17 protein-coding genes are annotated in these 22447 nt (G+C 58.1%); 11 read left to right on the forward strand and 6 right to left on the reverse strand.

What is annotated here, in order from left to right:
* From AB3X98_RS41075 to AB3X98_RS41110, 8 genes are all read left to right on the forward strand, one after another.
* Nucleotides 1-204: transposase (locus AB3X98_RS41075; protein WP_368606996.1), on the forward strand; the 204-nt coding region annotated here is incomplete at its 5' end.
* Nucleotides 205-398: 194 nt separating this feature from the next.
* Nucleotides 399-1109: an ABC transporter permease gene (locus AB3X98_RS41080; RefSeq protein ID WP_368606995.1), complete on the forward strand. Its 711-nt coding sequence runs from the start codon at nucleotides 399-401 to the stop codon at nucleotides 1107-1109.
* Entirely contained in the window at nucleotides 1109-1834 is a 726-nt protein-coding gene (locus AB3X98_RS41085) for an ABC transporter permease (RefSeq protein WP_368606994.1), read from the forward strand. Before AB3X98_RS41080 ends, AB3X98_RS41085 begins: the two co-directional genes overlap by 1 nt.
* A gap of 292 nt (nucleotides 1835-2126) precedes the next feature.
* The gene (locus AB3X98_RS41090) at nucleotides 2127-3506 is read left to right on the forward strand and encodes an MmgE/PrpD family protein (RefSeq protein WP_368606993.1); all 1380 of its coding nucleotides are present in this window, start codon (nucleotides 2127-2129) and stop codon (nucleotides 3504-3506) included.
* Nucleotides 3507-4103: 597 nt separating this feature from the next.
* Nucleotides 4104-5018, forward strand: coding sequence for a LysR substrate-binding domain-containing protein (locus tag AB3X98_RS41095; protein WP_368606992.1), 915 nt, complete (start codon nucleotides 4104-4106; stop codon nucleotides 5016-5018).
* A gap of 719 nt (nucleotides 5019-5737) precedes the next feature.
* Nucleotides 5738-6880, forward strand: coding sequence for an NAD(P)/FAD-dependent oxidoreductase (locus AB3X98_RS41100; RefSeq protein ID WP_368606991.1), 1143 nt, complete (start codon nucleotides 5738-5740; stop codon nucleotides 6878-6880).
* Nucleotides 6861-7217: a (2Fe-2S)-binding protein gene (locus AB3X98_RS41105; RefSeq protein WP_368610441.1), complete on the forward strand. Its 357-nt coding sequence runs from the start codon at nucleotides 6861-6863 to the stop codon at nucleotides 7215-7217. Before AB3X98_RS41100 ends, AB3X98_RS41105 begins: the two co-directional genes overlap by 20 nt.
* Nucleotides 7217-8638 (forward strand): FAD-dependent oxidoreductase, encoded by a 1422-nt coding sequence (locus tag AB3X98_RS41110; protein ID WP_368606989.1) that lies wholly within the window; start codon nucleotides 7217-7219, stop codon nucleotides 8636-8638. Before AB3X98_RS41105 ends, AB3X98_RS41110 begins: the two co-directional genes overlap by 1 nt.
* A 243-nt stretch (nucleotides 8639-8881) precedes the next feature.
* Here AB3X98_RS41110 and AB3X98_RS41115 read toward each other — a convergent pair whose 3' ends face one another.
* Nucleotides 8882-9607 (reverse strand): IS6 family transposase, encoded by a 726-nt coding sequence (locus tag AB3X98_RS41115; RefSeq protein ID WP_368606988.1) that lies wholly within the window; start codon nucleotides 9605-9607, stop codon nucleotides 8882-8884.
* 544 nt (nucleotides 9608-10151) lie between these two features.
* Nucleotides 10152-11255, reverse strand: a complete 1104-nt coding sequence (locus AB3X98_RS41120; RefSeq protein WP_368606987.1) for an NAD/NADP octopine/nopaline dehydrogenase family protein — start codon at nucleotides 11253-11255, stop codon at nucleotides 10152-10154.
* 1112 nt (nucleotides 11256-12367) lie between these two features.
* Between AB3X98_RS41120 and AB3X98_RS41125 the strand changes: the two genes are divergently transcribed.
* Complete coding sequence (locus AB3X98_RS41125; RefSeq protein ID WP_368610442.1) at nucleotides 12368-13258, forward strand: DMT family transporter; 891 nt, start codon at nucleotides 12368-12370, stop codon at nucleotides 13256-13258.
* Nucleotides 13259-13768: 510 nt separating this feature from the next.
* On the opposite strand, the gene AB3X98_RS41130 is transcribed toward AB3X98_RS41125, so the two are convergent.
* The gene (locus AB3X98_RS41130) at nucleotides 13769-16702 is read right to left on the reverse strand and encodes a Tn3 family transposase (RefSeq protein WP_368606985.1); all 2934 of its coding nucleotides are present in this window, start codon (nucleotides 16700-16702) and stop codon (nucleotides 13769-13771) included.
* 196 nt (nucleotides 16703-16898) lie between these two features.
* A complete protein-coding gene (locus AB3X98_RS41135) occupies nucleotides 16899-17876 on the reverse strand; it encodes a site-specific integrase (RefSeq protein WP_368606984.1) in 978 nt (325 codons plus the stop codon).
* 110 nt (nucleotides 17877-17986) lie between these two features.
* On the opposite strand from AB3X98_RS41135, the gene AB3X98_RS41140 reads away from it, so the two are divergent.
* The gene (locus AB3X98_RS41140; protein ID WP_368606983.1) at nucleotides 17987-20413 is read left to right on the forward strand and encodes a DEAD/DEAH box helicase family protein; all 2427 of its coding nucleotides are present in this window, start codon (nucleotides 17987-17989) and stop codon (nucleotides 20411-20413) included.
* Nucleotides 20414-20470: 57 nt separating this feature from the next.
* Here the strand turns inward: AB3X98_RS41140 and AB3X98_RS41145 are convergent, their stop codons facing one another.
* Together AB3X98_RS41145 and AB3X98_RS41150 are read right to left on the reverse strand one after the other, a co-directional pair.
* On the reverse strand, nucleotides 20471-20875 hold the full coding sequence (locus tag AB3X98_RS41145) for a PIN domain nuclease (protein ID WP_027820332.1): 405 nt from the start codon (nucleotides 20873-20875) through the stop codon (nucleotides 20471-20473).
* Nucleotides 20872-21066: a type II toxin-antitoxin system VapB family antitoxin gene (locus AB3X98_RS41150; protein ID WP_028215418.1), complete on the reverse strand. Its 195-nt coding sequence runs from the start codon at nucleotides 21064-21066 to the stop codon at nucleotides 20872-20874. Before AB3X98_RS41150 ends, AB3X98_RS41145 begins: the two co-directional genes overlap by 4 nt.
* A gap of 287 nt (nucleotides 21067-21353) precedes the next feature.
* Here AB3X98_RS41150 and AB3X98_RS41155 point away from each other — a divergent pair, with 287 nt between their 5' ends.
* Nucleotides 21354-22346 carry a DNA-binding protein gene (locus tag AB3X98_RS41155; RefSeq protein WP_368606982.1) on the forward strand — a complete coding sequence of 331 codons (993 nt, stop codon included), beginning with the start codon at nucleotides 21354-21356 and terminating at the stop codon, nucleotides 22344-22346.
* Nucleotides 22347-22447 lie beyond the last annotated feature (101 nt).

The following is a 22447-nucleotide window of genomic DNA, read 5'->3' on the forward strand; positions in this document are numbered from 1 at the left end:
CATGCGGGCTACCGGATTAGCCAGATCATCCGCAAACGAATCGAAGAGCATTTCGGCTGGGGCAAGACCATCGGACGGATCCGGCAGACGGTCTATCGCGGCATCAAGCGCGTCGACCAGCACTTCATGCTGACGATGGTTGCGAGCAATCTGACCCGCATGGCCCGAATGCCAGGGGTGGTGCCGCAAGGAGCGACGCGATGAGCCGCCACGGCGCGAAGACTGCGCGCTACAAGGGCTGCATGCGTGCGCATGCCGCGCGCAGATTGCGCGGCGAACCGGTAATTCATCGCGAAATCGCACGCGCAAGCCTCCTGAACATAGCTTCGGTCGTCATGACGGGGCGCTTTTCAACAGCCTGTTAGGCATCCCCGAACCCAACGTGAAGAGGAGTAGACGTGGATATTTCAGTGATTTTAGGGGGAAGTTCAGCGTGGATTGTCGAATTCGCGCGTGGGACGTTCATGACGGTCACCGTTGCAATATGTTCATTTACCGTAGGTGTTTTGCTCGGCTCGGCCTTCGCGGCGGCTAAACTTTCTCGCTTCGGGTCACTGCGTTTTATGGCTGACGTCTATACGACGGTCGTGCGCGGCATTCCAGAACTGCTGATTATCTTTCTGGTGTTTTTTGGCGGCAGCACACTACTCCGTTACGTGACAAATGCCGTTTTTGGGTTTTCCGGATATATCGAATTACCCGTATTCACAGTCGGTATTCTGTGCATCGGCGTCAGTGCCGGAGCCTATGCGACAGAGGTCATTCGGGCGGCGGTCATGGCTATTCCGGCGGGGCAGATCGAGGCCGCAGTGGCAATGGGAATGCCGCGGCCGGTCCTGTTCCGTCGGATTCTTATCCCACAGGCGGCCAGGTTCGCGTTGCCCGGTCTTGGAAATGTTTGGCAACTGGCACTCAAAGACACGTCACTTATTTCTGTCGTCGGGCTCGTGGAAATCATGCGCACGGCTGCGATCGGAGCCGGATCATTCAAGGAGCCGTTCACGTTTTATCTGGCTGCATTCGTGATTTTTCTTGTCCTCTCTTCAATCTCTAACCGGGGATTTCTGAGAGCAGAGAAGTGGGCTAACCGCGGCGTAAGGAGCCGGTGATGGATTTTCAACTGATATTCGATTCACTTCCCAAGCTTCTTGCTGCGGCTCCCGCAACGATCGCGCTGGCTTCAGTGTCACTCTTTGTCGGATTCCTTCTTGCGGTCCCGATTGCTTTGGCTCGCCTCTCGGGAAATAGGTTCCTGGCTTCACTCGGTTACGGGTACGTCTATGTGGTGCGGTCCACGCCGCTTCTGGTCCAGATGTTTCTGATTTATTACGGATCAGGACAATTTCGGATTGCCCTGGAAAGCGTTGGTCTGTGGACGCTATTTCGTGATGCGTGGTTCTGTGCGATCTTGGCACTTTCCTTAAACACCGCAGCATATACTAGCGAAATTATCCGTGGCGGCGTCCAATCGGTACCTTGGGGCCAAATTGAAGCAGCTCGCGCTGTCGGGATGTCAAACCTCCTGGTATTTCGCAGAATTGTCTTCCCCATTGCGATGAGGCAAGCGCTGCCGGCGTACGGCAGCGAGCTTATGATTATGGTTAAGTCCACGTCGCTCGCGTCAACAATCACGGTTGTCGAATTGACCGGGGTCGCAAAGCAACTCATCTCTAACAGCTACCTTCCGGTAGAGATATTCATTATAGCTGGATGCATATATCTCGGCATTAATTTTCTAATTAGCAGAACTGTATTAATCATAGAAAGGCGTATTAGTCCGCGGAAGCGCGATGGTCGCACATTCGGGACTTCTGCTACGCCCGCAGCCCATTGATCATCATGACATGATTCCTGACTGAATGAATGAGCTGTCAATTCGATGGGAGATACCGGGAGGATGATAGATCGGATATGACCTGACCAACTTGTGATGCTATCCGATAGCATTGGACAGCGTAGCTTCAGAGACGCTCTCGGTATCGGATTTTGAAAGGAAGCTGGGTATTGGCGCGTGCGCGCGCCCCCACGCTCAATCTCAAATCGAGCCACCCTGGGTTGTCGAGAAGGACCGCCCACCTGGCACCGAATATCAACTGCTGAACTTCAATTGAGATTATCGAGGCAAGATGACGAGTACAGTAACCAGTGACGACCGTTACCCTCAAGGCGGAATCGTCCAAAAGTTTTCGGCTTACATTGCCAAGGCAAGGGACAATCCTGCTCCGGACGAGTCGCTCGAATTCGCACTCAAATGCGTTTTGGATCTGCTTGGTGCTGTTGGAGCTGGAATTGGGCATACCGGGCCCATTGCGATTCGAAAGACGGCCCACGAAACGCGACCTGCTGGCAATATTCCTGTCTGGTTCACTGGGGAGACGAGTTCCGTCATCGGCGCTGCGTGGGCGAATAGTGCTGCGGGCTCAGCGCTGGATCTGGACGACGACACGCCAGCATCTCGGGGCCATCCTGGCGCCGCGGTCATTCCTGCCGCGATCGCTGTTGCTCAAGAGACAAACGCCAGCTTGAGGGACCTGTTAAACGCGATCGTCATCGGGTATGAAGTCGGTACAGCGATTAGCGCGGCGCGAGCCTACGGGAGCACTGGCACCTGGGCGCCTTACGCAGTCGTCGCAACGGCTGCGGCGCTTCGGGGATCGTCCCGGGAGGTAATTGAACACGCACTCGCGATTGCTGGAGAAAGTGCGCCTAACCAATCGTTGGCGAGTGCTCCCGCTCCTCGAAACCCGCATCCAGCACCCAATCATGTCAAGGAGGGAATAACGTGGGCTGTTGTCACCGGCCTGGAGTCTCTCGCAACAGCGCAGAACGGGTTTCACGGTGCCCGCAATATTCTGGACGCGACACGCTACTATAATTTCCCAAGCGATCTTGATCTCGGCTCCTACCAGTATATTCGGACTACGGGCTTCAAGCCATATTGCTGCTGCAGACACCTGCATGGTGCACTTGACGCACTAATTGGCCTGATCGAAGAGCATGGATTAACGGCCCAGACTATGGACAGCATTCAGGTCGAAACATACGGTCCGGCCTTGCGCATCTCGAACTGGACAGAACCTCAAGATGTAATGGATGTTCAGTATAGCCATCCCTATTGTCTTGCGTTGGTCGCGCACTACGGCCACCAAGCACTGTTGCCGTTGACAGGCTCCGTGCTGAACGATCCCGCTGTCACCGCGCTTTCGCACAAAGTGGAGTTGTCCCTGAGTACGGAACTGGACAGGATCTATACGGAGACCGGCATGCTGCCTGCACGGGTCACAGTCACATGCGGCGCGCAGCGGTTTTTTTCCCCGGTAACCTTCCCCAAGGACCACGGGCTTCCGTGGGGCGAACTTGAGGAAAAGTTTCGACAGGCGACTCGTTTCGTTGCAACTTGCGAGCAGCAGGACATCGTGGTCAGGGCCTTTTCGGAAGCTAGACAAGGTGACATGCGCGGGTTGACAAAATGCCTAACGCAGGTTCATTTGTTCCCAGGCCGCTAGCTGTTTAATGCTGAGTTCAGCGACTCCTCGAGCATCGAAGGATACGCAGAATTTGGTGGATCTCGGCCTCGAACCGGCGCTCGGATGTAACTTGTCGTGGCTAATTTCCGCCTAAACCGTGCGTCGCGACGGCCTCATTCTCGTGACAATCAATGAACTTTGCACGGTGGCGCGGCGGAAAGCGCTGTAACCGCGGTCCGGGCCACTGATGCCATCCGGCACGCCGGAGATGCCAAACTCCGCGGCTTTGATCGCATGCCCCTGCACGTCAACGATTCTCTTCGGCTACAAAGGGAATCGCGGGAACGCCGCTATGTCGCCCCTATGGCGCGATCGATCCGCCACGGAGAGGCGTACCCGGTTTTATTGACCCGTCGCTGGGTGCGTTCTCTGGGAGACGATTCACGCACGCTCTCCTGACCACGACCTGTAGCGTCCGACATTGTGCGGCGGAGCCTATAATGTCGGGTTATAAGGTGTGATCTGGCGTTGGCATTGTTGCCCAACGCCGGTTCGTGTTGGTGCACGACTGCGACGGCGAGTAAGAGTTGGCCTATTCGCTGGCGAGTGCACCCGAGATCGTGAAAGCGTCGGCATATGAAAAGACAACTTCAATTACGGCAGATAGAGGCTTTTAAGGCTCTCATCGAACAAGGTACGGTGAGTCGAGCGGCCGAGGTCCTTCACGTGACTCAGCCTGCTGTCAGCAAACTGCTAGTCCATCTCGAGGAGGAGACGGGTCTTGTATTATTCGAGAGGGTCAAAGGCCGACTTACTGCGACCGCGCAAGGCATGCGCTTGTACGGTGAAGTCGATCGCGTGTTTGCAGGCCTGAGGCAAATCGAAGAGGCTATCGCAATCATCCAGCGAAAGGAATTGAGCCACTTTGCCATTGGAGTGCTTCCGGAGCTATCCGGCTCATTCATCAAGCGAGCGACGATGATGTTTCTCTCCAAGTGTCCAGACGTTCGTCCAACGATCCATATGCGACCGTCCAACATTGTGTCGGATCGCGTCGCCACGCGTCAGATGGACGTCGGATTCACCACAAGCCTGATGAGCAGCCCAAATTCCGTGGTGACACCTATCATGGAGAGTCCGTTGGTGTGCATCATGCCGAAAGGACACCCTTTGAGCAGGCGAAAATTCCTGACACCGGAACATCTAGGGGGAGTCCCTTTTATCGGATATGCTGCCGATAACCGGACGACCAATGCTTTCAATGACGCTATCCGTGCGTATGGGGTTGACCTGAACGTCGTGTTAGAAAGCGAGACCACACCAACCTTGTGTGAATTCGTCTCGGCAGGACTAGGTGTCTCATTGGTGCACCCGTTGTCTGTTATCGACATGCAAGATCGTTTGGATATCAGGCGATTCAAACCCGACATTCCCGAATATTTTCACTTCTGTCATGCGAGATCGGCAAAAAATATCGAGCTGGTACATGAGTACGAGCGATGTGCCAAAGCGGTGGCCGAGGAGGCGCGAGTAGAAGTGTTTGGTGCCTAGTGGTCCGCAAGGATGAAGAAAGGGGCGTCGCCAAGTTTCGCATGATGTCGCGCAACGGCAAAATCGCACCAGCCCGTCATCGAGTACCTCGCAGCGCGAGCTCAAAATTAGCTGTTGTTTGGAATCCGCGTTTCGGCGTTGTACTTCTCTTCGCTGTCGCTTTTTGCGCCAGACGCTGGCGTTAGGAATCCGATGATACTCTCCAGTGATAGATTTGCCTGACATACATTTTGGCAGATTGCATAACTCAGGGTGAGCCTAAGTAGCACGTCGCGGCTGTGGGTTGCGTGCTCGCGGACTCATGTTGTGGAGCTAGTTGCCCCGCGGCGTCGCAATAGCCACATGCCTTTTCGTCGGTTGTGCTTAATATCGAAATTTTCTGCGCAGATTGAGGGTCCGTCACGGAGGCAAGATTGCCTTTTTACCTATATTGGTGGTTCGCGCGATTTATCCCAATCTAAAATATACCGTAGTTCCTGTGCCAGGCTGGAACGCTGCTCGACGCTCGACGTGGCTCTCCGAATTGCAGCTACTTCGTCAAACAACATAAAAATACGCGTGATGTTTGTCCTTTTGCTCACGAGCCTTCGCGGGGGCGGTCCGCGGCGTGGAACGAGGGGCAATAACCGCTGAGAATACCCTATGCGTCGAATCCGACTTTGACGCCTTGCCGTGACGATCATAGAGTTAACGAAAATTACTCAGTAAAAGAGGCGGGAGTGATACGCGAGAACCATGACGTCGTCATCGTTGGCGGCGGTGTTGTCGGCTGCGCATTGGCGTATGGAATGCTGCCGCGCGGGAAGCGCGTGCTTGTACTCGACGGGGGGGATAGCGACCCGCGCGCGTCGAAAGCGAACTTCGGTCTTGTCGGTTCATACGGAAAGGGGTACGGCGCGCCTCGTTACCAACAGCTGTCACGTGAGAGCGTTGCTCTTTGGGAAGGATTCGCAACCGATCTGCGTGAAGAAACTGGCATCGATGTTGAATACGAAAACGACGGCTGCTTGCACTTTTGCCTGAGTGACGCGGATTATGAAGAGGAAGCGAAGTTCCTCGCGAACTGGAACGCGCAAAGCCCCAACGCCGACCCGTGTTCGCACATGATTGATCGCTCTGCATTAGAAAGGCTGCTACCTGGAACCCGGCTCGGGGCGGAAGTGGTGGGTGCAGGTATTGGCGCTGCCGATGGCCATTGCAATCCGCTCAACCTTCTGCGGGCGCTACAGCAAGCCATCGAGTTACGTGGCGGCAGTTTGGTTGGCAACCATACCGTGTCACATATTGAGCCAGTTCTTGACGGGAGCTTTCGTGTTCACGTTCGAACCCCGGATGGTCCGCGCTGTTTCGAAACGGAGCAATTGATCATCGCAGCTGGGCTTGGTTCGACAAGCCTGGGAGCAATGGTGGGACTGGATATCCCGTTGCGCCCACAACGCGGTCAGCTGCTCGTGACGGAGCGACTCGACTCTATTCTACGTCTTCCTGCGAGTGGGATTCGTCAGACGCGTGACGGTACAGTAATGATAGGCGTGAGCCATGAGGAAGTTGGCATGGACCTTGGGACCACTACTTTTACCGCAGCAAGGATGACCAGGCGTGCGCTGCGGATTTTGCCGGACCTCGCGTTGGCCAGGCTTGTTAGACATTGGGCGTGTCTGCGCATTATCACCCCCGACGAGCATCCTGTGTACGCGCAATCTTCGATGTATCCTGGTGCATGGGTCGCGCTGTGTCACTCAGGAATCACCCTAGCGGCGGTTCACGCGGGACCTGTTGCCGATGCGCTCTCCCGCGATGCACTGCCAGAAAACTTCGAATTTTTCCATCATAGGCGCTTCGATGTTTCGAAAGTTATCTAGTCCCGCCGAAGACGCGGTGGTCACCGTTTGGATCGACGGCAGGCGTGTGAGCGCGGAGCGCGGCGAGCCTGTGGCGGCGGTCCTCGTGCGCGAGAAGAATCCCGTATCTCGCACTACGCCGCGAAGCGGCAGTCCACGCGGACCTTTTTGTATGATGGGCGTGTGCTTTGAATGTCTTGCCATTGTCGATGGTATAGCGTCCACGCAGACATGTCTGGTCACTGTTCGTGACGGAATGTGCATCGAACGTCAACACGGGCGCCGCGATCTCGGTCATGCGGCAGCGAAGTCTAACGACGGTGGTACCAAACTGCCCTGTGGCGAGGGGGATGTGTAATGCAGACTTACGACATTCTGATTGTCGGTGCTGGCCCTGCCGGCATGAGTGCAGCGATACGTTCTGCATGTCTTGGTATGACCACGATCGTCGTCGATGAGCAACCTGCTCCAGGCGGTCAAATTTGGCGTGCCGTCGAGGACAACATCCGAAGGGGCGGCCATCGAGAGTTAGGCGCGGCGTACAACGACGGCGTGGCGGTCGTACGGAAATTCCGCGAATGCGGTGCGCAGTACCTACCTGACACACGCGTGTGGCAAATCGAGCGGGTGGCTGACCTGGGAAAGCCGGTCGCGTCCAATGACTGGATAGTCTTCTTGAGCCGCGCAGGTGGCGCCGAAAATATTCGGGCTCGCCATGTCTTGCTAGCGACAGGCGCACAGGAAAGGCCTATGCCCTTTCCAGGTTGGACACTGCCGGGTGTGATGACCGTCGGGGCAGCGCAGATTCTGCACAAAAACGCTCGTCAGATACCTGATCAACCCGTTTGGATAGCGGGTAGCGGTCCATTGCCACTGCTCTATATGAACCAGCTGCTCGATGCCGGCGGCAGGATTGGAGGCTGGCTCGATACGACTCCGAGCGGCGGTATCCGGAGGGGCATTCCAGCGCTACGTGGAGCAATGAGCGGATGGCATGACCTCCTTAAAGGACTATTGTGGTCCGCGCGATTGCGCGGCAAGAGCTTTCCTATCGTTCGAAACGTCAATGGCCTTCGCGTGTTCGGCATCGGCCACCTTGAACAAATCGCCTATCGCACCGAGAGTGGCCTTGAGGGCGAGGTGGCCGCAAACGTTCTTCTGGTACACGAGGGGGTCGTGCCGTCCATCCATTTCACTCAGGCTATGGGATGCAGTCATCGATGGAACGACGCGCAACTTTGCTTCGAGCCCGAGGTCGATACGTGGGGCAAGAGTAGTATAACCGGCCTGTATGTCGCCGGCGACGGCGCTGGAGTCGGCGGCGCGAAAGCTGCCTACACACGCGGCGAACTCTCTGCCGTCGGCGTCGCGCTGTCTCTGGGCATACTCTCTATCGAACGAGCAAACGAGGTCGGGGCGCCGCTGCGCCGTCGGCTCCGACACGAACTGGCGATGCGGCCGCTCCTCGATTCGGTTTACCGGCCGCGCGATGAAATTTTCACGCCCGCTGACGAGACCATCGTTTGTCGCTGTGAAGAGGTAACCGCTCGGGACGTGCGGCTGACCGCACGGCTCGGCCAGCCGGGTCCGAATCAGCTAAAAGCGTTTACTCGTGCGGGCATGGGCCCTTGTCAGGGGCGTCAATGCGGGTACACCGTTGCGAATCTGCTTGCATCTGCCCAATGTCGCTCCGTCGCTGCGGTGGGTTTTCAACGCGTGCGCCCGCCGCTAAAGCCGGTAACGCTCGCGGAGCTTAGTGTACTTGACGAGCCGTCATAAGGCGGCGGCCATACTCGCGACGAGACGATGATAGGGGACGGGGCGGAGGTTTCACCTCCCATAGGAGCATGTCGCGAAACCTGGGTAACGGATTTTCTGAGGAATCTTATGACGATGGTAGGAATGTCATTGAGGAGTATTGTGGGGGATTGGTAGGCGTCCTATCCGACCAGGGGATTTCGAGTCAGGGCTTTGTCAAGTTGACGAACGTAGACTGACGCGCAGCAGTAACGGTAGTTATCCTTATGAAATAGCCTTACCGATTGAGACAGTTCCAGTCCAACCGTACCATGTTGAGAGGCGCGCCTGGAGTGCGGAACGATGACTTGCCGCTTTCATTCGATGTCTGGAGTGCTGCCGGATCGGGCCGAACCGTGAGAGAAACGCCTGAGCGCGACGCGCATCGCGAAAGCCGAGCATTTGGCGTTCGCGTCTGCGGGTCGGCTGGTGGCTGTTCTCGGCGCGGTTGTTCACGCGTGCACCCGCCTTGACGAAAACGTGCTTCGCGTGGGCGAGCTCTGGAATCTCGGCCTTCGCTGCCGGATAGCTGCGTAGCTGGTCAGTGACGATCCTGCGCGGCACCGGGTTTGATCGCAGCATCCGCCGGAAGAAGCGCCTGGCCGCGGCCTTGTCGCGTCGTTTTTGCACCAGAACGTCGAGTTCAGTGCCATGCTCATCGACCGCGCGCCACAGCAGATACGGCTCCCCGCGCAGCGTCACGAACATCTCATCCAGATGCCATGTGCTGCCCCGCTTGCGCCGCGCCCCCTTTGCACACTGGGCGAATCCAGCGCCGAACTTGTCGCACCAGCAACGGATTGTTTCGTACGTGACGACGACACCACGCTCAAGCAACAACTCCTCGATATCGCGCAGGCTCAGGCTGAACCGGAAATACCAGCGAACCGCGCAGCTGATGACGATGGCAGGGAAGCGGTGACCGTGATAAAGCGACTTTCTGTTCTTCATCGCTTCATTCTACCCCCGCTACTGCGTCAACCTGACAGAGCCGACGGCGCGAATAGCGTGGGCAATATTGACGAGCAATGACAGTTCAAGTTGGCGTAGCTTTCCTGTAACGCACTTCAGTACCTACCTTCACTCGAACCACGATTGCGCAAGAAGCAGCAAGCATGGCGAACCGGTCGGACCGGCGCTTGCAGAGTCTGATATATCCGGCGGCTGCTTTATGAAGCCAAGAGGCCGATGAGAGGCAAGCGCGCAAACTTCCATGATGGCTCGTGCTGAATCGCAGGCACATCAAAAGCCGAATGTACGGACGCAGTCGAGACCTTCAAAATGCACACCGATCTTGCTCATAGGCGGGAGTCCATGTACGGATATAAAGGCGCAACCGCCTCATCCGTCACAGCACGCGAAAACCTTCACAAATTGGGAGGCGCCCATATGAAGTCATACTGCCTTATAAATCTCAGAACACTGTCCGAACGAGCGAGGCCATCTCTCTTGGCGTTGATGGATTTACTCTGCGATACCGGATTAGTCTATGAATTCAGTCGCTTCTAACGGGGAATCGAAAGGTCGCGTTGTCCACAAACTGCAAAAGCTCCGCCTTCGACATGTGATCTACGCCGAGGCGCTTCAGATTGCGGCCATTTTGAAAATAGTTGACACCGTTGATGGAGGAAGCGATTTGCACCACAGCTTTGATTGTCGGAGACTCTATTCCCATTCTTGCGCCGAGTTCGTGCCACGGGACCAAGATGTACGGAACATCCTCGCATATATACCTATTTTCCATATGGCTAGGCGTTTTAGATTTCGCCGAGTTATGGACTTTAGATTGAGACGCGAACTCCGAGAAGCTAGCACATTTTCCGCCGTAGAAGCCCACCATTTCTTCAAGGACTGTCTGCAGCCGAAAACCGAGGGCTTCCCCGATCCTCAAGCGTTCATTGTCCACATCTTCGACCACTCTTCCCACGGAGGGTGAGATTCCGTCGCGATAGAAGAAAAAATCTCCTTTTGTGCTTTCTATCCAACCCGTATTTAAAATACCGCCAACAGGATGGATGACACCATTATTCGATTGCATTCCAATTGCAAAAATGTTATCCCACCACACGAGTTTTTTCGGGAAAATTGCCGTGATTTGTGATAACTGTTTATCGTCAATGTCGTTTGAAAACGCAGCAATCGGCAAATTATTCTTGATGCCAGTGATTCGAATTTCTCCATCTTTGGCCGATGACGCATAGGGGGAAGCGTTGGTCTCAAAAATTGCTTGCGGGTTCAGCTCCTTTGAACCCATTGGAGCAAAAAAATTTGCATTATTGACAATAATTATATGACGACTCAAATCGAATTTTTTTAGATTCTCAATGAGGTCGTCATGCGCGTATGCCGGAATGGCAACCACGAGAAAGCGCGAAAACTCCACCGCCTCATTGATATTAGTGGTTACCGTTGGATAAAACTCACCTGTTATCGCCATGCTAGCGATCAAGCTACCTTTCGCCCGGATGGCGTCAATATTACGACGATGATTGGGATGCCCGTAAAGGAGGACTTCAAATCCACGACTGGCCAAATCGGCCGCGAACGCACATCCGCAGTGTCCGGCACCGATGATTGAAACTGGGAATCTTAATGACATTTCCTCTCCGCTCAAAGAGACAAACGTTTTCTGTGACGCCACCATATGGTGACGTCACGCACCGTTGAACACCAATCGGTAGTTCTGCGTTGGCGTGATAACCGTAAGCAACGAACGCGCCAATCGCGCAAAGAGCTTAACCTGCTTATCTACCGTCTTAATTCAGAAAGAAGAACGAGATGCGATTCATCGCCGAGCGCGGTGCATGTCGCGAATATGAAAGAACCAGTACCTCCAGTCAGATTCGAGTTCGCAAGGCGCTCGCACGGCAATGCGTTCAACCATCGCTGCCAGGTCGTCTATGCGGAAAGGCTACAAGTACAGAAATTTCGCTGATGTTGGACGCGTAGGTACGAGGTAGCTACTTTGGGCGCGAGCTTCATCTCGAACCGCGGGCGGCTTGCTACGTCGCCAAGGTAATCGCGGCTGTGGCCGCACCATATGCTTGACCGGTCGGATGAAGACGTGGGTTTGCAATGGCTCAAATCCTGCCGTTGCAATTTCACAGATGGTCTTGCCTCTCCCAACTCGACCACTGATCCTCGCGATGCATCCGAAGGGCGATATGCTCGGTGATCGACGGAGCGCTGCCGCGGGCTCAATCGCGCGTCAAGAAGAGGTCCGAAAGTACTGCTTGCGACAAACCGCACGCCGTCTTGTCGGGAATTCGACGCCGCCGATGTCTTCCGACGCGAGTTCGCGAAATACGTCAAAACCCCAGTTTATCCGGGATTTCGAGTGCTCAGTCCTACATGGTACGAAAGATGCATGCAGATGACCTAGGCGTACATGATTCGAGCGTGCACGATTTGACGAATCAAGACAGTGCACGATGTGGCGCCCATTGCCATGTCGAAAAGGCCGATACTACAGTTAGGACGTCGTTCGTTGAGACAGAGCTGCCCGAAGCTATGCGAAGCTGAGCTGAATCTGTGCTTGGTCCATCCCGAAACTGCTAACCCAGTAGACGATAGCCCGGATATTCGCCGTCTTGCCGTCGTTACTACCCACGTCGAGCATTCGCTTCGAAACTCCGCATTTTGCTGTTTATCAGTTTGAATCGCGGTTTGTCATGCAAGTATCATATGAGCTGTCAGGATAGGATTCTAAATATGTTGACGACAAAGAACCAGCGTTCCAGTACACGGACTATAAAGCTGCATGGAATGGTACTGATGTTCTCGGCGATTCTTCTCTTCACGGTGAGCTATGCGATTGCAAGGCCAATTTCGACAAAATATCCGGCAAACGAGATGATGTTTTTCCGGATGCTTTTCGGACTAGTTCCCGCTGCTTTCGCGTTCAGAACTCGCCGCATTGAATGGAAGGAACTGACGATTCATCGCTTAGCTGGCCATTTACTTAGAGCCGTCACAGGGCTTGGCGCGGTTGGATTTTTCATTGCCGGCCTACCATATCTACCGTTATCAACCGCTGTGACGCTGAAGGAGACAGAAGCAATCTTCGTCTGTTTCTTCGGTATCGTTTTCTTGGCCGAGCGCTTTCGTTTACCTACTGCGATAGCATCGATGTGCGGATTCGTCGGAGTGGCTGTGGTTTGCTCACCGTTCACCGGCGGCGGCTCGTCGCCGCTCGGGATAATCTTAATTTTGCTGAGTGCTATGTTCAGCGCCGGTTCGGTCATCCAAGTCAAGAAACTCTCCCGATCCGAGGCGCCTGCGGCGATTGTTCTGTATTATACAGTAATAGCAACGATTGTTTGTGGGATGTCACTTGCTGTCGCTTGGGTAAAGCCAGGTCTAAGAGATTTCGGGTCCATGTTTCTATTTGGACTGACTGCCGGTGTTGCGCAACTTATGCTAACCGTAGCAATCGCAGGTCTTACCACTCCAATCATCGCCTCATTTGGTTATCTCAGCATTGTATGGGCAACCATTTTTGATTATTTGATTTGGGGGGAAGTCATTTCTCTGCGGGCAGCATTCGGATCGCTTATAATCGTTGCAAGTGTGCTTCATTTGACTTGTCGAGCCCAAGAATGAGATTACTTAAAATATTTTATCGAACAGTGTTGATACAGTTAAATGCCGAATCGTATGATCGACAGCAAAGTAGTGGCCATCGGGGCGTCTCATTCGAAACACTGAGTGAATCTTTGTGGACGGGGAGCGAGGCAATTCTGTCTCAGGTATAAAAAGTTTACGGGTCTGGTAGCGGTGTGGTTTTGTGGTGCATCCAACTTTCATTGAAACCTCGAGAAAAATCGCAAAGTCTACTGGCAGTCCTATACGGCATTTTGGCTCTGTCAGGTTGACGCAGTAGCGGGGGTAGAATGAAGCGATGAAGAACAGAAAGTCGCTTTATCTTCCGGACCTCATCTCTTTGAAGCAGGATCTGGCGATTCATGCGCCCGCCTTTCCCCGTTGACGCTGCGTAGTGGCGTGTGGCCTCGGCGGCGAGACGTGCGTCTTCCGGGTTCGCTGTTCGATCGCATTCCGCTAGGAGATAACGGCCTCAACGCATGTTCATCACCGCTCCTTCGTGGGCCCGCCTCACAATCTGGCCGTGCGCCGCCAAGGCGCCGCATCCAGCAGCATCTCCCGATAGCGTTCGATCGGAAAGCTCATCGTCCCCCGGAAATTTACGTGCGCGAAGTGCGCCGGCCCCAGCCGGCGCAACCAGTCGTCGCCAATGCCTTGACCTTTGCTACGCCAACCGTCAAGGGTCGCCTGCATACGCTGCGTATTCCACGCAATCACCACGTTTGTCAGCAGCGTCAACGAGCCGGATATCGCGATCATTTCATCGCGGCGCCGTCCGCGCTCTGGCGCGACCTTGCCGGTGTAGATCGCGCGCTGCAACTGATGAACCGATTCTCCCCGGTTATGCAACGTATGCATCTCGCGCCGAAACTCCACGTTGCTGAAGTAATCACACAGGAATAGCGTGCGCAGTAGCCTGCCGAGGTGGTTTGCCGCCCGGTGCACAGGATCGCCCTGTGCCGCGCTTCCGAACCGCTGTAAAGCGACTATCGTGCTCACGCGGCCAGCAAGAATCGATGCGACGACACGCAGCAGTCCGTCCCAGCTATCACGAATCGCCTTGATGGACACCTCGTTGGCGGCGATGGCTGCCAGCCCCGCGGGTGCGACCATGCCTCTGGGCAGATGCAGTTTGCGTTCTGAGAGGTTGCGCAGACGAGGACAAAGGTCAAAACCAAGCAGCTTCGACACTGTCATCCCTACGTTCGTGTATCCATGCGTGTCTACACAAAGCCGCTGTAATCCGCCATCGTCACGGTTCTCGTTGTGGCAGGTCACGCCCTCGATCGCTACTCCAGCCTGGCGTTCGTTCAGCACGATGGGTTGGTTATAGACAATGCCGTGCTGGTCCAGAACGTGCGTGTACATGCCCACCGCATGGGTGCGACGTCGCGGATCGACCCGCGCATAAAAGAGGTGCGGTGACGTATCGAGGCTCATGGAGTCGCTTGATGCCTGCCGTCCAGAGCCCCAGAGTTCCGTAATCGGATGCGTGCGCTGGAATTCCACCACGCGGTCATTCGCACGCGACAGCCGCCCGGGCATCTCAAGGAGACGCATTGCCGTCGAAATATGCGCCGGGTCCAGTTTCGGGATCATGGCCGCGACGTTCGTGGCGTCCAGGTCCGTGCCGTGCGCGATCAACGCAGCGTACAGCGAGACGAGTTCGTTCGCATCTCGTGCCTTGCGTGCCAGGAGCACTTCGCTGAAGCCGGTGTGGGCATCCATCTCCATGATCATGTCGGCGAACTGCGCGGTACCGATCTCGTTGAATATCAGATCCCGTGTACGTTTAGGTATCCCATCTATTGGCAACGCTTCGAGTGCTGAGAGATGCAGCGCGCGGTCGGGGCCGATCGTGACGCGGCCTGCTTCTCGTGCTTCCTCCAGGGGCGCCAGCGCGGCCTTCAGGTGTTCCGTCAGCCGTTCGAGGAACGGATCCGCGGTTCCCGGCAACCCGAGCGAGGAAAGATAGCGGTTGTGATCGCGTTCCCACTGCGCGTGCGGGATCAGCAACTGATCGCGCTCACGGAACGACAGGTTGTGGTTGACCCAGACCGAGCCGCGGCGAAGCCCCTTGCGCAGACCCGTGATTGCGGATGCCTCCAGCGCCCGCAACGCTCGCGTCCGATCGTCGCCCTTGACTAGATCGCGCCAGGCCGCGCTGACCGGCACATCGCAGTCGAGCGGCAATTCGGTTACGCCGCTGTCACGCAATGTGCCGACAAGCTTGAGCTGTCGGAGACTCGGATCCGCTTCGCGGCCCACGAAGCCTAGCTCACGTAACGGCCCCATCAGATTTCGGATGCGGTGGTGATCGTCGGTCAGCGCTTCGCGAACGCTCGCTGCGTGACTTGCAGGCGGCTTGTCTGCGAGATTCGCAAGCAGCTTGTCTATATCGTCGAGCCTTTCTTGCGCCGTACGCCTGCTATCCCGAACCAGCGCCTTGATCTCGACCAGTTGCTGCCGGTATTCAACAGCGGAGTGTGCCTGCCGAACGGTCGTGCGGTCGTAAGCCTGCCGCACGAGGTCAGAAACCCGGCGCCCCGTTTGATAAAGTAGCGCGTCCGTCAGCTCGAGCAGAGTGACATGCAGGAAAAAGATCAACTCGATCGTGCGGGTCGACTCCTTAAGTTCGCGTACTTTCGCAGGACGGCGAGCCTGGACGCGCTGCGCGTACGCTCGCTGCTTTTCGATCGGTACGACATCCAGCTGCCATTCGTGCACGCCGAGGTCCTTCAGGAGGCGGATTTTCGCAAGTGTTTCGGTGATGGTGGACGGACTGTGTCGAGCGGGCGGAGTCTTGAGCCATTCCAGTATCGTCATGCCCGAACTGCCATGCCGTGCGGAAAGAAGCGCATCGGCGCGCACGCGCTGCGCTTTCGGCACGGCCGCCTCGATCAGTGCGAGCAGGTCGCGCTCGACCTCTGCCCAGATCGATCGCGCAAGATCACGCAACTTCCGTTCCGCCGGAATCAGGATGCGACGTTCGTAGAGCCAGTGGTGGACATGCTGGATCAGATCATCCATTGAGAGAGTCTCGGCGGCATCCTGCTCCATCCATGCAGCAACGTCGACCAGCTGGCCCTGGCCATGCGACGTCAGCCCGAGGTATTCGCAGGCCCAAACCTGATGATCGTATTGCGTCTTGTAGCGCTGGTACAGCGTGCGCAACGAGGCGATCGTCGGAATGGGCAAGCTGAGCCGTTCGCAGATGTAGCGCAGCAACTGACGTGGGAGGGTGCCAACATGATCGAGCGTGCGTCCGCTTGCGCGCAGAAACACCAACTGAATGGCAGCGCCAGCGCGCCGATCGCTCCGGAAACGCTCGTTAAGCGCGGCGATGTCGCTATCAGTCAGCGCGAGGTAGCGTTCGACATCGAATTCCGACAACCTCGAGGGCAGACGATGCTGCCCCACATAGCGAAACGCCAGTCCCGGCATGGCTTGCCTCCCTTCGGAGGGCGATTCGAAATCGCCGGCGGCTAGGTTACCGCAGGTCGCCGCCAAGCCTGCCGATAGTCGTCTGGATCGCCCGCTGAGCCTTGCCGCTAAAGGCGTCTAGGAGGAAGCGCCAGATTTTGCACGAAAAGGACGATTACCCCGTCACGAGATATGGAGTAACGCCTCGATCCAGCGGTTATGGCGCAGGCAATGCGATGACGGGTAGCTCCTGCACGGTCGTACCTGGCGTTGCGAGTGCCGATTCGATGCGGTGTTGCGCGAACGGATCGGCGGTGTCAATGTAGCGCATCGCAGAGCGCACGTCTTTCCAGCCCACGTACTGCATCAGCATTTTCAGATCCCAGCCGTTCGAGTTGGCCCACGTTGCGAAGCCCCGCCGTAGCGAATGGCTGCTGTAGCTGTCCGGCGCGGCCAGGCCTGCCGCCTGGAAAAGCGCACGCAACAGCGGCACGAAGCTGCCCGCATGCAGTCCCTCGTCGCTGATGTTTCCCCAGCGGTCAATGCCCCGGAACACGGGCCCCTCCGTCAGGCCGGACGCCGCAATCCACGCCTCGTAAGCCGTCACCGGACACAGGCGTGAAAGCGCCGGGGCCTTGAAGGTCGTGCCCAGCTGCCCGCGGTCGCCTTTCGTGCGCGGCAGGTACAGTGTCATGCCGCGGCCCGCCTCAACGGCTACGTGCTCGATCCGCAGCCGACTGAGTTCGTCGGAGCGAAAGCCGCGCCAGAAGCCCAGCAGCACCAGGGCCCGGTTGCGAATGCACGCGAGGCGCTCGCGCTCGTCTGCTTCCCTGGCGATCTGCTCATCGAGCCAGGCTGTGAGCTTTTCGAGCTGCGCGAGCTGCATGGGCTTCGCCCGCTTCTCGGTTGCGGGATGCAGCGCAACGATGCCTCTGAGAACCTTGCGTACATGCGGTGCCTTCGTCGGATCCGGAAAACCCTGCGTCTGATGCCATTGCGCGAGCGCTGCAAGCCGCGAGCGCAGGGTATTGATAGACAGGGTTTCTGCGTGATCGGCAAGGTACCGCGCGATCATGTCAGCGCTCGCGGGCAGAAAGCCGCCCCATTCAACCTCGAAATGCCGGAGTGCCGACTGGTAACTGCGCCGGGTGTTTTCGCGCGTCGCGGCTTCGACGTAGCGATCGATGGCAGACATGGCTCGTGGGTAAAATCAGGTGATCTGTATCGGAGACGATGATATGCAACAACGAACGTGTGCGCCAGCCGGCGTGCTCGATGGGAGCCAGGGTTTCGGCCGGTGAAGCAATGAACGAAGGCAATGTGCTACAGGCAGACTGGGAAAATTCCACGCGCGAGGAACTGCTCGCGGAACTCACCCGCCTGCAGGCCGAAATCGCGCGGCTCACCGCCTTGCTGCCGGCGCAGGCAAAGCCCGTGCGGGTGACCCGGAGCACGCCATCGCCAGCAGTGCGAAGCACGGGCGCCCCCGTACTTTCGCCTGAGCAGAAGGTACAACTTTTCCGGCGGCTGTTTCGCGGCCGCACGGATGTCTATCCGCTACGCTGGGAAAGCCGCAACTCCGGAAAATCCGGCTACGCGCCGGCGTGCGCCAACGAATGGCGCGCCGGGATCTGCGAAAAGCCCCGCATCCGGTGCGCCGACTGCGGGCATCGTGTACTGCTGACGCTGGACGACCAGGTCGTCTATGCGCACCTGGCCGGCGATCGCACAGTGGGCCTCTATCCGCTGATGCCGGACGGCACCTGCTACCTGCTCGCTGTCGACTTCGACGAGGAAGGCTGGCGTGAAGATGCGCAGGCGTTCCGGCAATCCTGCCTCGAGATGGACGTGCCCGTATCGCTCGAAATCTCGCGTTCAGGCAACGGCGCTCACGCGTGGATCTTCTTCTCGTCGGCCGTTGCTGCACGTGACGCGCGACGGATGGGCTCAGCCATCATCAGCCACACCTGTACCCGGACCCGTCAGCTCGAACTGACGTCCTATGACCGGCTCTTCCCGAACCAGGATGTGCTGCCCAAAGGCGGCTTCGGTAACCTCATTGCCCTGCCGCTGCAGAAGCACCCGCGCGAGCATGGCTGGAGCGTGTTTGTCGATGACGGCTTTCAGCCGTACGCTGATCAGTGGTCGTATCTCGCGTCCGTGCAAACCATGGACAGCCGCGACATCGAGGGGGTGATCTTTCGCGCCACGGGCGGTGCGCACCCGCTCGACGTCGCGTTCATCGCCGAGGAGGACCAGGCCGAACCGTGGAAGCCAGCACCCGCGCAGCCGAAGCGGCTGGCCGGAACGATGCCGGCGTCGCTCACACTGACGCTCGCGAACCAGCTTTATCTTGAAAAGGCGCAGCTTCCGCAGGCACTGCTCAACCGGCTCATCCGGCTGGCCGCCTTCCAGAATCCGGAGTTCTACCGGGCCCAGGCGCGCGGCTTCAGCGTATGGGACAAGCCACGCATCATTGGGCGCGCCGAGAACTGCCCGCGCCACATTGCATTGCCGCGCGGATGCCTTGACGACGTCATGACGCTACTGCGCGATAACGACATCGCCTGCGACGTCCGCGACGAGCGCTGCACCGGCGAGCCGCTTGCAGTTCCGTTTGCCGGCACGTTGCGCGATGACCAGCAGGCGGCCGTCACCGACCTGCTGCGACACGACACCGGCATCCTGCATGCGCCGACGGCGTTCGGCAAGACCGTGACGGCGGCCGCGATGATCGCGCAGCGAGGCGTCAACACGCTCGTGCTTGTGCACCGCCGGGAGCTGCTTGACCAGTGGCGCGAGCGCCTGCAGTCGTTTCTCGCACTCGACGCGCGCGCGATCGGCACGATCGGCGGTGGCAAGTCGAAGGCGACGGGCCGGATCGATGTCGCGATGCTGCAATCCGTGGCACCCGATGGTGCTCGCGGCGAGCTGTTGCGGCGTTACGGCCATGTCATCGTCGATGAATGTCATCACATCTCCGCGGATTCCTTCGAGGCCGTGCTAAAGGGCGTCAATGCACGCTACGTGCTCGGCCTGACGGCGACGCCGGTGCGGCGCGACAGCCAGCAACCGGTGATGTTCATGCTGTGTGGACCGATCCGGCATGCGGCGAAATCGCCCGCTGGCGCGCCGCAGGTGCTTGAGGTCTTCCCGCAAAGGCTCACCTCCGCAGTGGACGTCGCGGCCGACGCGCCAATCCAGGCGGTGTTCGCTCAGCTCGCGCAGGACACCCCGCGCACGCAGATGATCGCGGCGGCTGTACATGAACAGTACGGGCAGGGGCGGAACGTGCTGGTACTCACCGAGCGGACGGACCATCTCGAAAGCCTGCAGCAGATGCTGCAAGACACGGTACAACCGCTGTTCGTGCTGCACGGCCGCCTCGGCCGGAAAGCGCGGGTGGCACAGCTGGCTGCCCTTGACGCGCTGGCCGGTGACACGCCCCGCGTGGTGCTGGCGACTGGCAGGCTCGTAGGTGAAGGCTTCGACCATCCGGCGCTGGACACGCTGGTGCTGGCCATGCCGGTTGCGTGGAGGGGCACGCTGCAGCAGTACGCCGGCCGGCTGCACCGCGAGCATGCGGGCAAGACCGGCGTACGGGTGATCGATTATGTGGATGGCGGCCATCCGGTGTTGCAGCGCATGTGGGAGAAACGCCAGCGCGGCTACCGGGCAATGGGCTATCAGGTCCGCACGCCCGGAGAAGATATCCAGCTCCAGTTGGCCTGAAACCGGTGGTGAATTCGTATTCCGTATCGTTTCTTGCTGTTTGCTGTCACCGGCACGTTAGTCGTCGCGCATTGCAGACTGAAGACCGAGGTGCTCGACGAACGGATCGAAATCCCGGTCGCTGAAGAGCAGCGGCGCACCGTTTTCAATGCACCACGTCGCGATCAGCGTATCGATGGTTTTGCGGATCGTTACGCCCTGCGCTCGCAAGATGCGGTAATTCCGGGCCGCCTGAATGGCGTTATCCGGCCCCACCAGCGAGACGACATCGAATCGCGTCGTCATCAGCTGCCGGGCAGTATTGAACGCCGACTCGGCGGCAAATCCCTGTAGCACCTCGGCGACGATCAGGTCGCCGGTGACCAGCACCTCCCGGCCCAGCAGGGCATCCAGTCGGCTGGCTTGGGGTGAAGCCAGCCCCCGGAAGTAGTCGATCCACACGCTTGAATCGACGAGTATCACTGGTCGCGCCTCATGGCATCCAGGTCGCCTTCCCACGGTAATTTGCCGCGGAACTGGCGAATCTGCTCCTGCTGCTTGAGCCGGATGATCGTTTTCAGGCCAAGCTCGACCGCTTCACGTTTGGTCCGGATGCCCGTTGCGGCAAGCGCTTCGGCCATCAACCGGTCGTCGATCTCGATATTGGTACGCATGGCGCGCCTCGTAAATGTGTATAAAACAATTGAATTATACACATCAAACGCTTGTGGTCCACGCTCCGGGTTGCGACATCCCAATTTGACCAGCAATCCCCCGGAGATCGTCAATTTCCATGTTTCGTACCGGTTGGCGGCGGAACAAGCCGGATTCGGACCATCACATTCGATAATCCGCCTTTATTGCATACCAACAAACGCCATTGATGGCTTCACTTGACCGGCAGTTACGATACGTATATACATGGTACGTAATACAGTACGATATTCGAGCGAGGAAGCAGATGGCCCGCACCGGTCTTACGCGCATGGACGTGAAGCGCGCCCGCGATGCCCTGCTGGCACAGGGGCAGCACGCATCGATCGACGCGATACGTATCGCGCTCGGCAACACGGGCTCGAAAACCACGATCCACCGCTACCTGAGGGAACTGGAAGAAGATGAGGGCGCGTCACTGACACGCGCCGGGTCGCTCTCGGACGCGATCCAGGATCTGGCGGCCCGGCTCGCGGCCCGCCTGCATGAAGAAGCACAAGCCCTCGTCGACCAGCAGGCCGCCGCTGCGGCCGCGCAGCGCCAGCAGGCGCAGTCCGAAATCGCAAGGCTCGGCGCTGAGCTGGCCACGGTGCGGGAGCAGCTCTCTGGCGCGACCGCCGCCCTTTGCGCGGAGCAGGAAGCGCACGCCGGGACTCGCGTGGCGTTGCATCAGCGCGACCTGGACGTCGAGCGGCTCACCCAGCAGGTAGGCGACCAGACCGAGCGCCTTGCCGAGCAGGAAGGCTTCCGCCTGTCGCTTGAGGCCAGGCTCGTGCATGCGCGCGATGCGCTTGAGCACTTCCGTACGGCCGCGCGCGAGCAGCGCGAACAGGAAGCGCACCGACATGAGCAGCAGGTCCAGCAGGTGCAGGCTGAGCTACGCCAGGCGAACCAGACGGCCATCGTCCGGCAGAACGAGATCACACAGCTGAACCGGGACAACGCGCGGCTCGTCGCAGAAACGACGGCCACGACCCGGCTCGCACGCGATCAGCAGGCACATGGCGAGGCGCTGCAGTCCGCCCTCAATCGTGCGCTCACCGATCGGGCGCGCGCCGAGGCCGAGCGCGACGCAGCGCAGTCGGCAGCCGATGCGCGGGCAGCCGAGCTGCTCCAGGCGCGCGAGGCTCGCGACTCGCTCCGCGCGGACCTCACGAAGCTGGCCGCGCAGCTCGAAGCACAGCAGCAGCTCCTGGTGGACTACCGGATGCGGTTGGGCGGCGCGGACGCGGCGGGCTGAAAGCGCCGCGGCGCGTGCCGAAAGGACATCACAATGGCAACGCGCACGCTTTTCGGCGCTTGCCATGAAGCATTTTGGCTTTCGCGTCGGCCCGAAGTCTC

The organism is Paraburkholderia sp. BR14312 (assembly GCF_040948675.1).
Taxonomy (GTDB): Bacteria; Pseudomonadota; Gammaproteobacteria; order Burkholderiales; family Burkholderiaceae; genus Paraburkholderia; species Paraburkholderia nodosa_A.

Coding starts and splice junctions, on each gene's coding strand:
- AB3X98_RS41085 (WP_368606994.1), top strand. CDS start 1,109: ATGGATTTTCAACTGATATTCGATTCACTTCCCAAGCTTCTTGCTGCG.
- AB3X98_RS41090 (WP_368606993.1), top strand. CDS start 2,127: ATGACGAGTACAGTAACCAGTGACGACCGTTACCCTCAAGGCGGAATC.
- AB3X98_RS41095 (WP_368606992.1), top strand. CDS start 4,104: ATGAAAAGACAACTTCAATTACGGCAGATAGAGGCTTTTAAGGCTCTC.
- AB3X98_RS41105 (WP_368610441.1), top strand. CDS start 6,861: ATGTTTCGAAAGTTATCTAGTCCCGCCGAAGACGCGGTGGTCACCGTT.
- AB3X98_RS41110 (WP_368606989.1), top strand. CDS start 7,217: ATGCAGACTTACGACATTCTGATTGTCGGTGCTGGCCCTGCCGGCATG.
- AB3X98_RS41115 (WP_368606988.1), bottom strand. CDS start 9,607: ATGAAGAACAGAAAGTCGCTTTATCACGGTCACCGCTTCCCTGCCATC.
- AB3X98_RS41120 (WP_368606987.1), bottom strand. CDS start 11,255: ATGTCATTAAGATTCCCAGTTTCAATCATCGGTGCCGGACACTGCGGA.
- AB3X98_RS41125 (WP_368610442.1), top strand. CDS start 12,368: ATGTTGACGACAAAGAACCAGCGTTCCAGTACACGGACTATAAAGCTG.
- AB3X98_RS41130 (WP_368606985.1), bottom strand. CDS start 16,702: ATGCCGGGACTGGCGTTTCGCTATGTGGGGCAGCATCGTCTGCCCTCG.
- AB3X98_RS41135 (WP_368606984.1), bottom strand. CDS start 17,876: ATGTCTGCCATCGATCGCTACGTCGAAGCCGCGACGCGCGAAAACACC.
- AB3X98_RS41140 (WP_368606983.1), top strand. CDS start 17,987: ATGAACGAAGGCAATGTGCTACAGGCAGACTGGGAAAATTCCACGCGC.
- AB3X98_RS41150 (WP_028215418.1), bottom strand. CDS start 21,066: ATGCGTACCAATATCGAGATCGACGACCGGTTGATGGCCGAAGCGCTT.
- AB3X98_RS41155 (WP_368606982.1), top strand. CDS start 21,354: ATGGCCCGCACCGGTCTTACGCGCATGGACGTGAAGCGCGCCCGCGAT.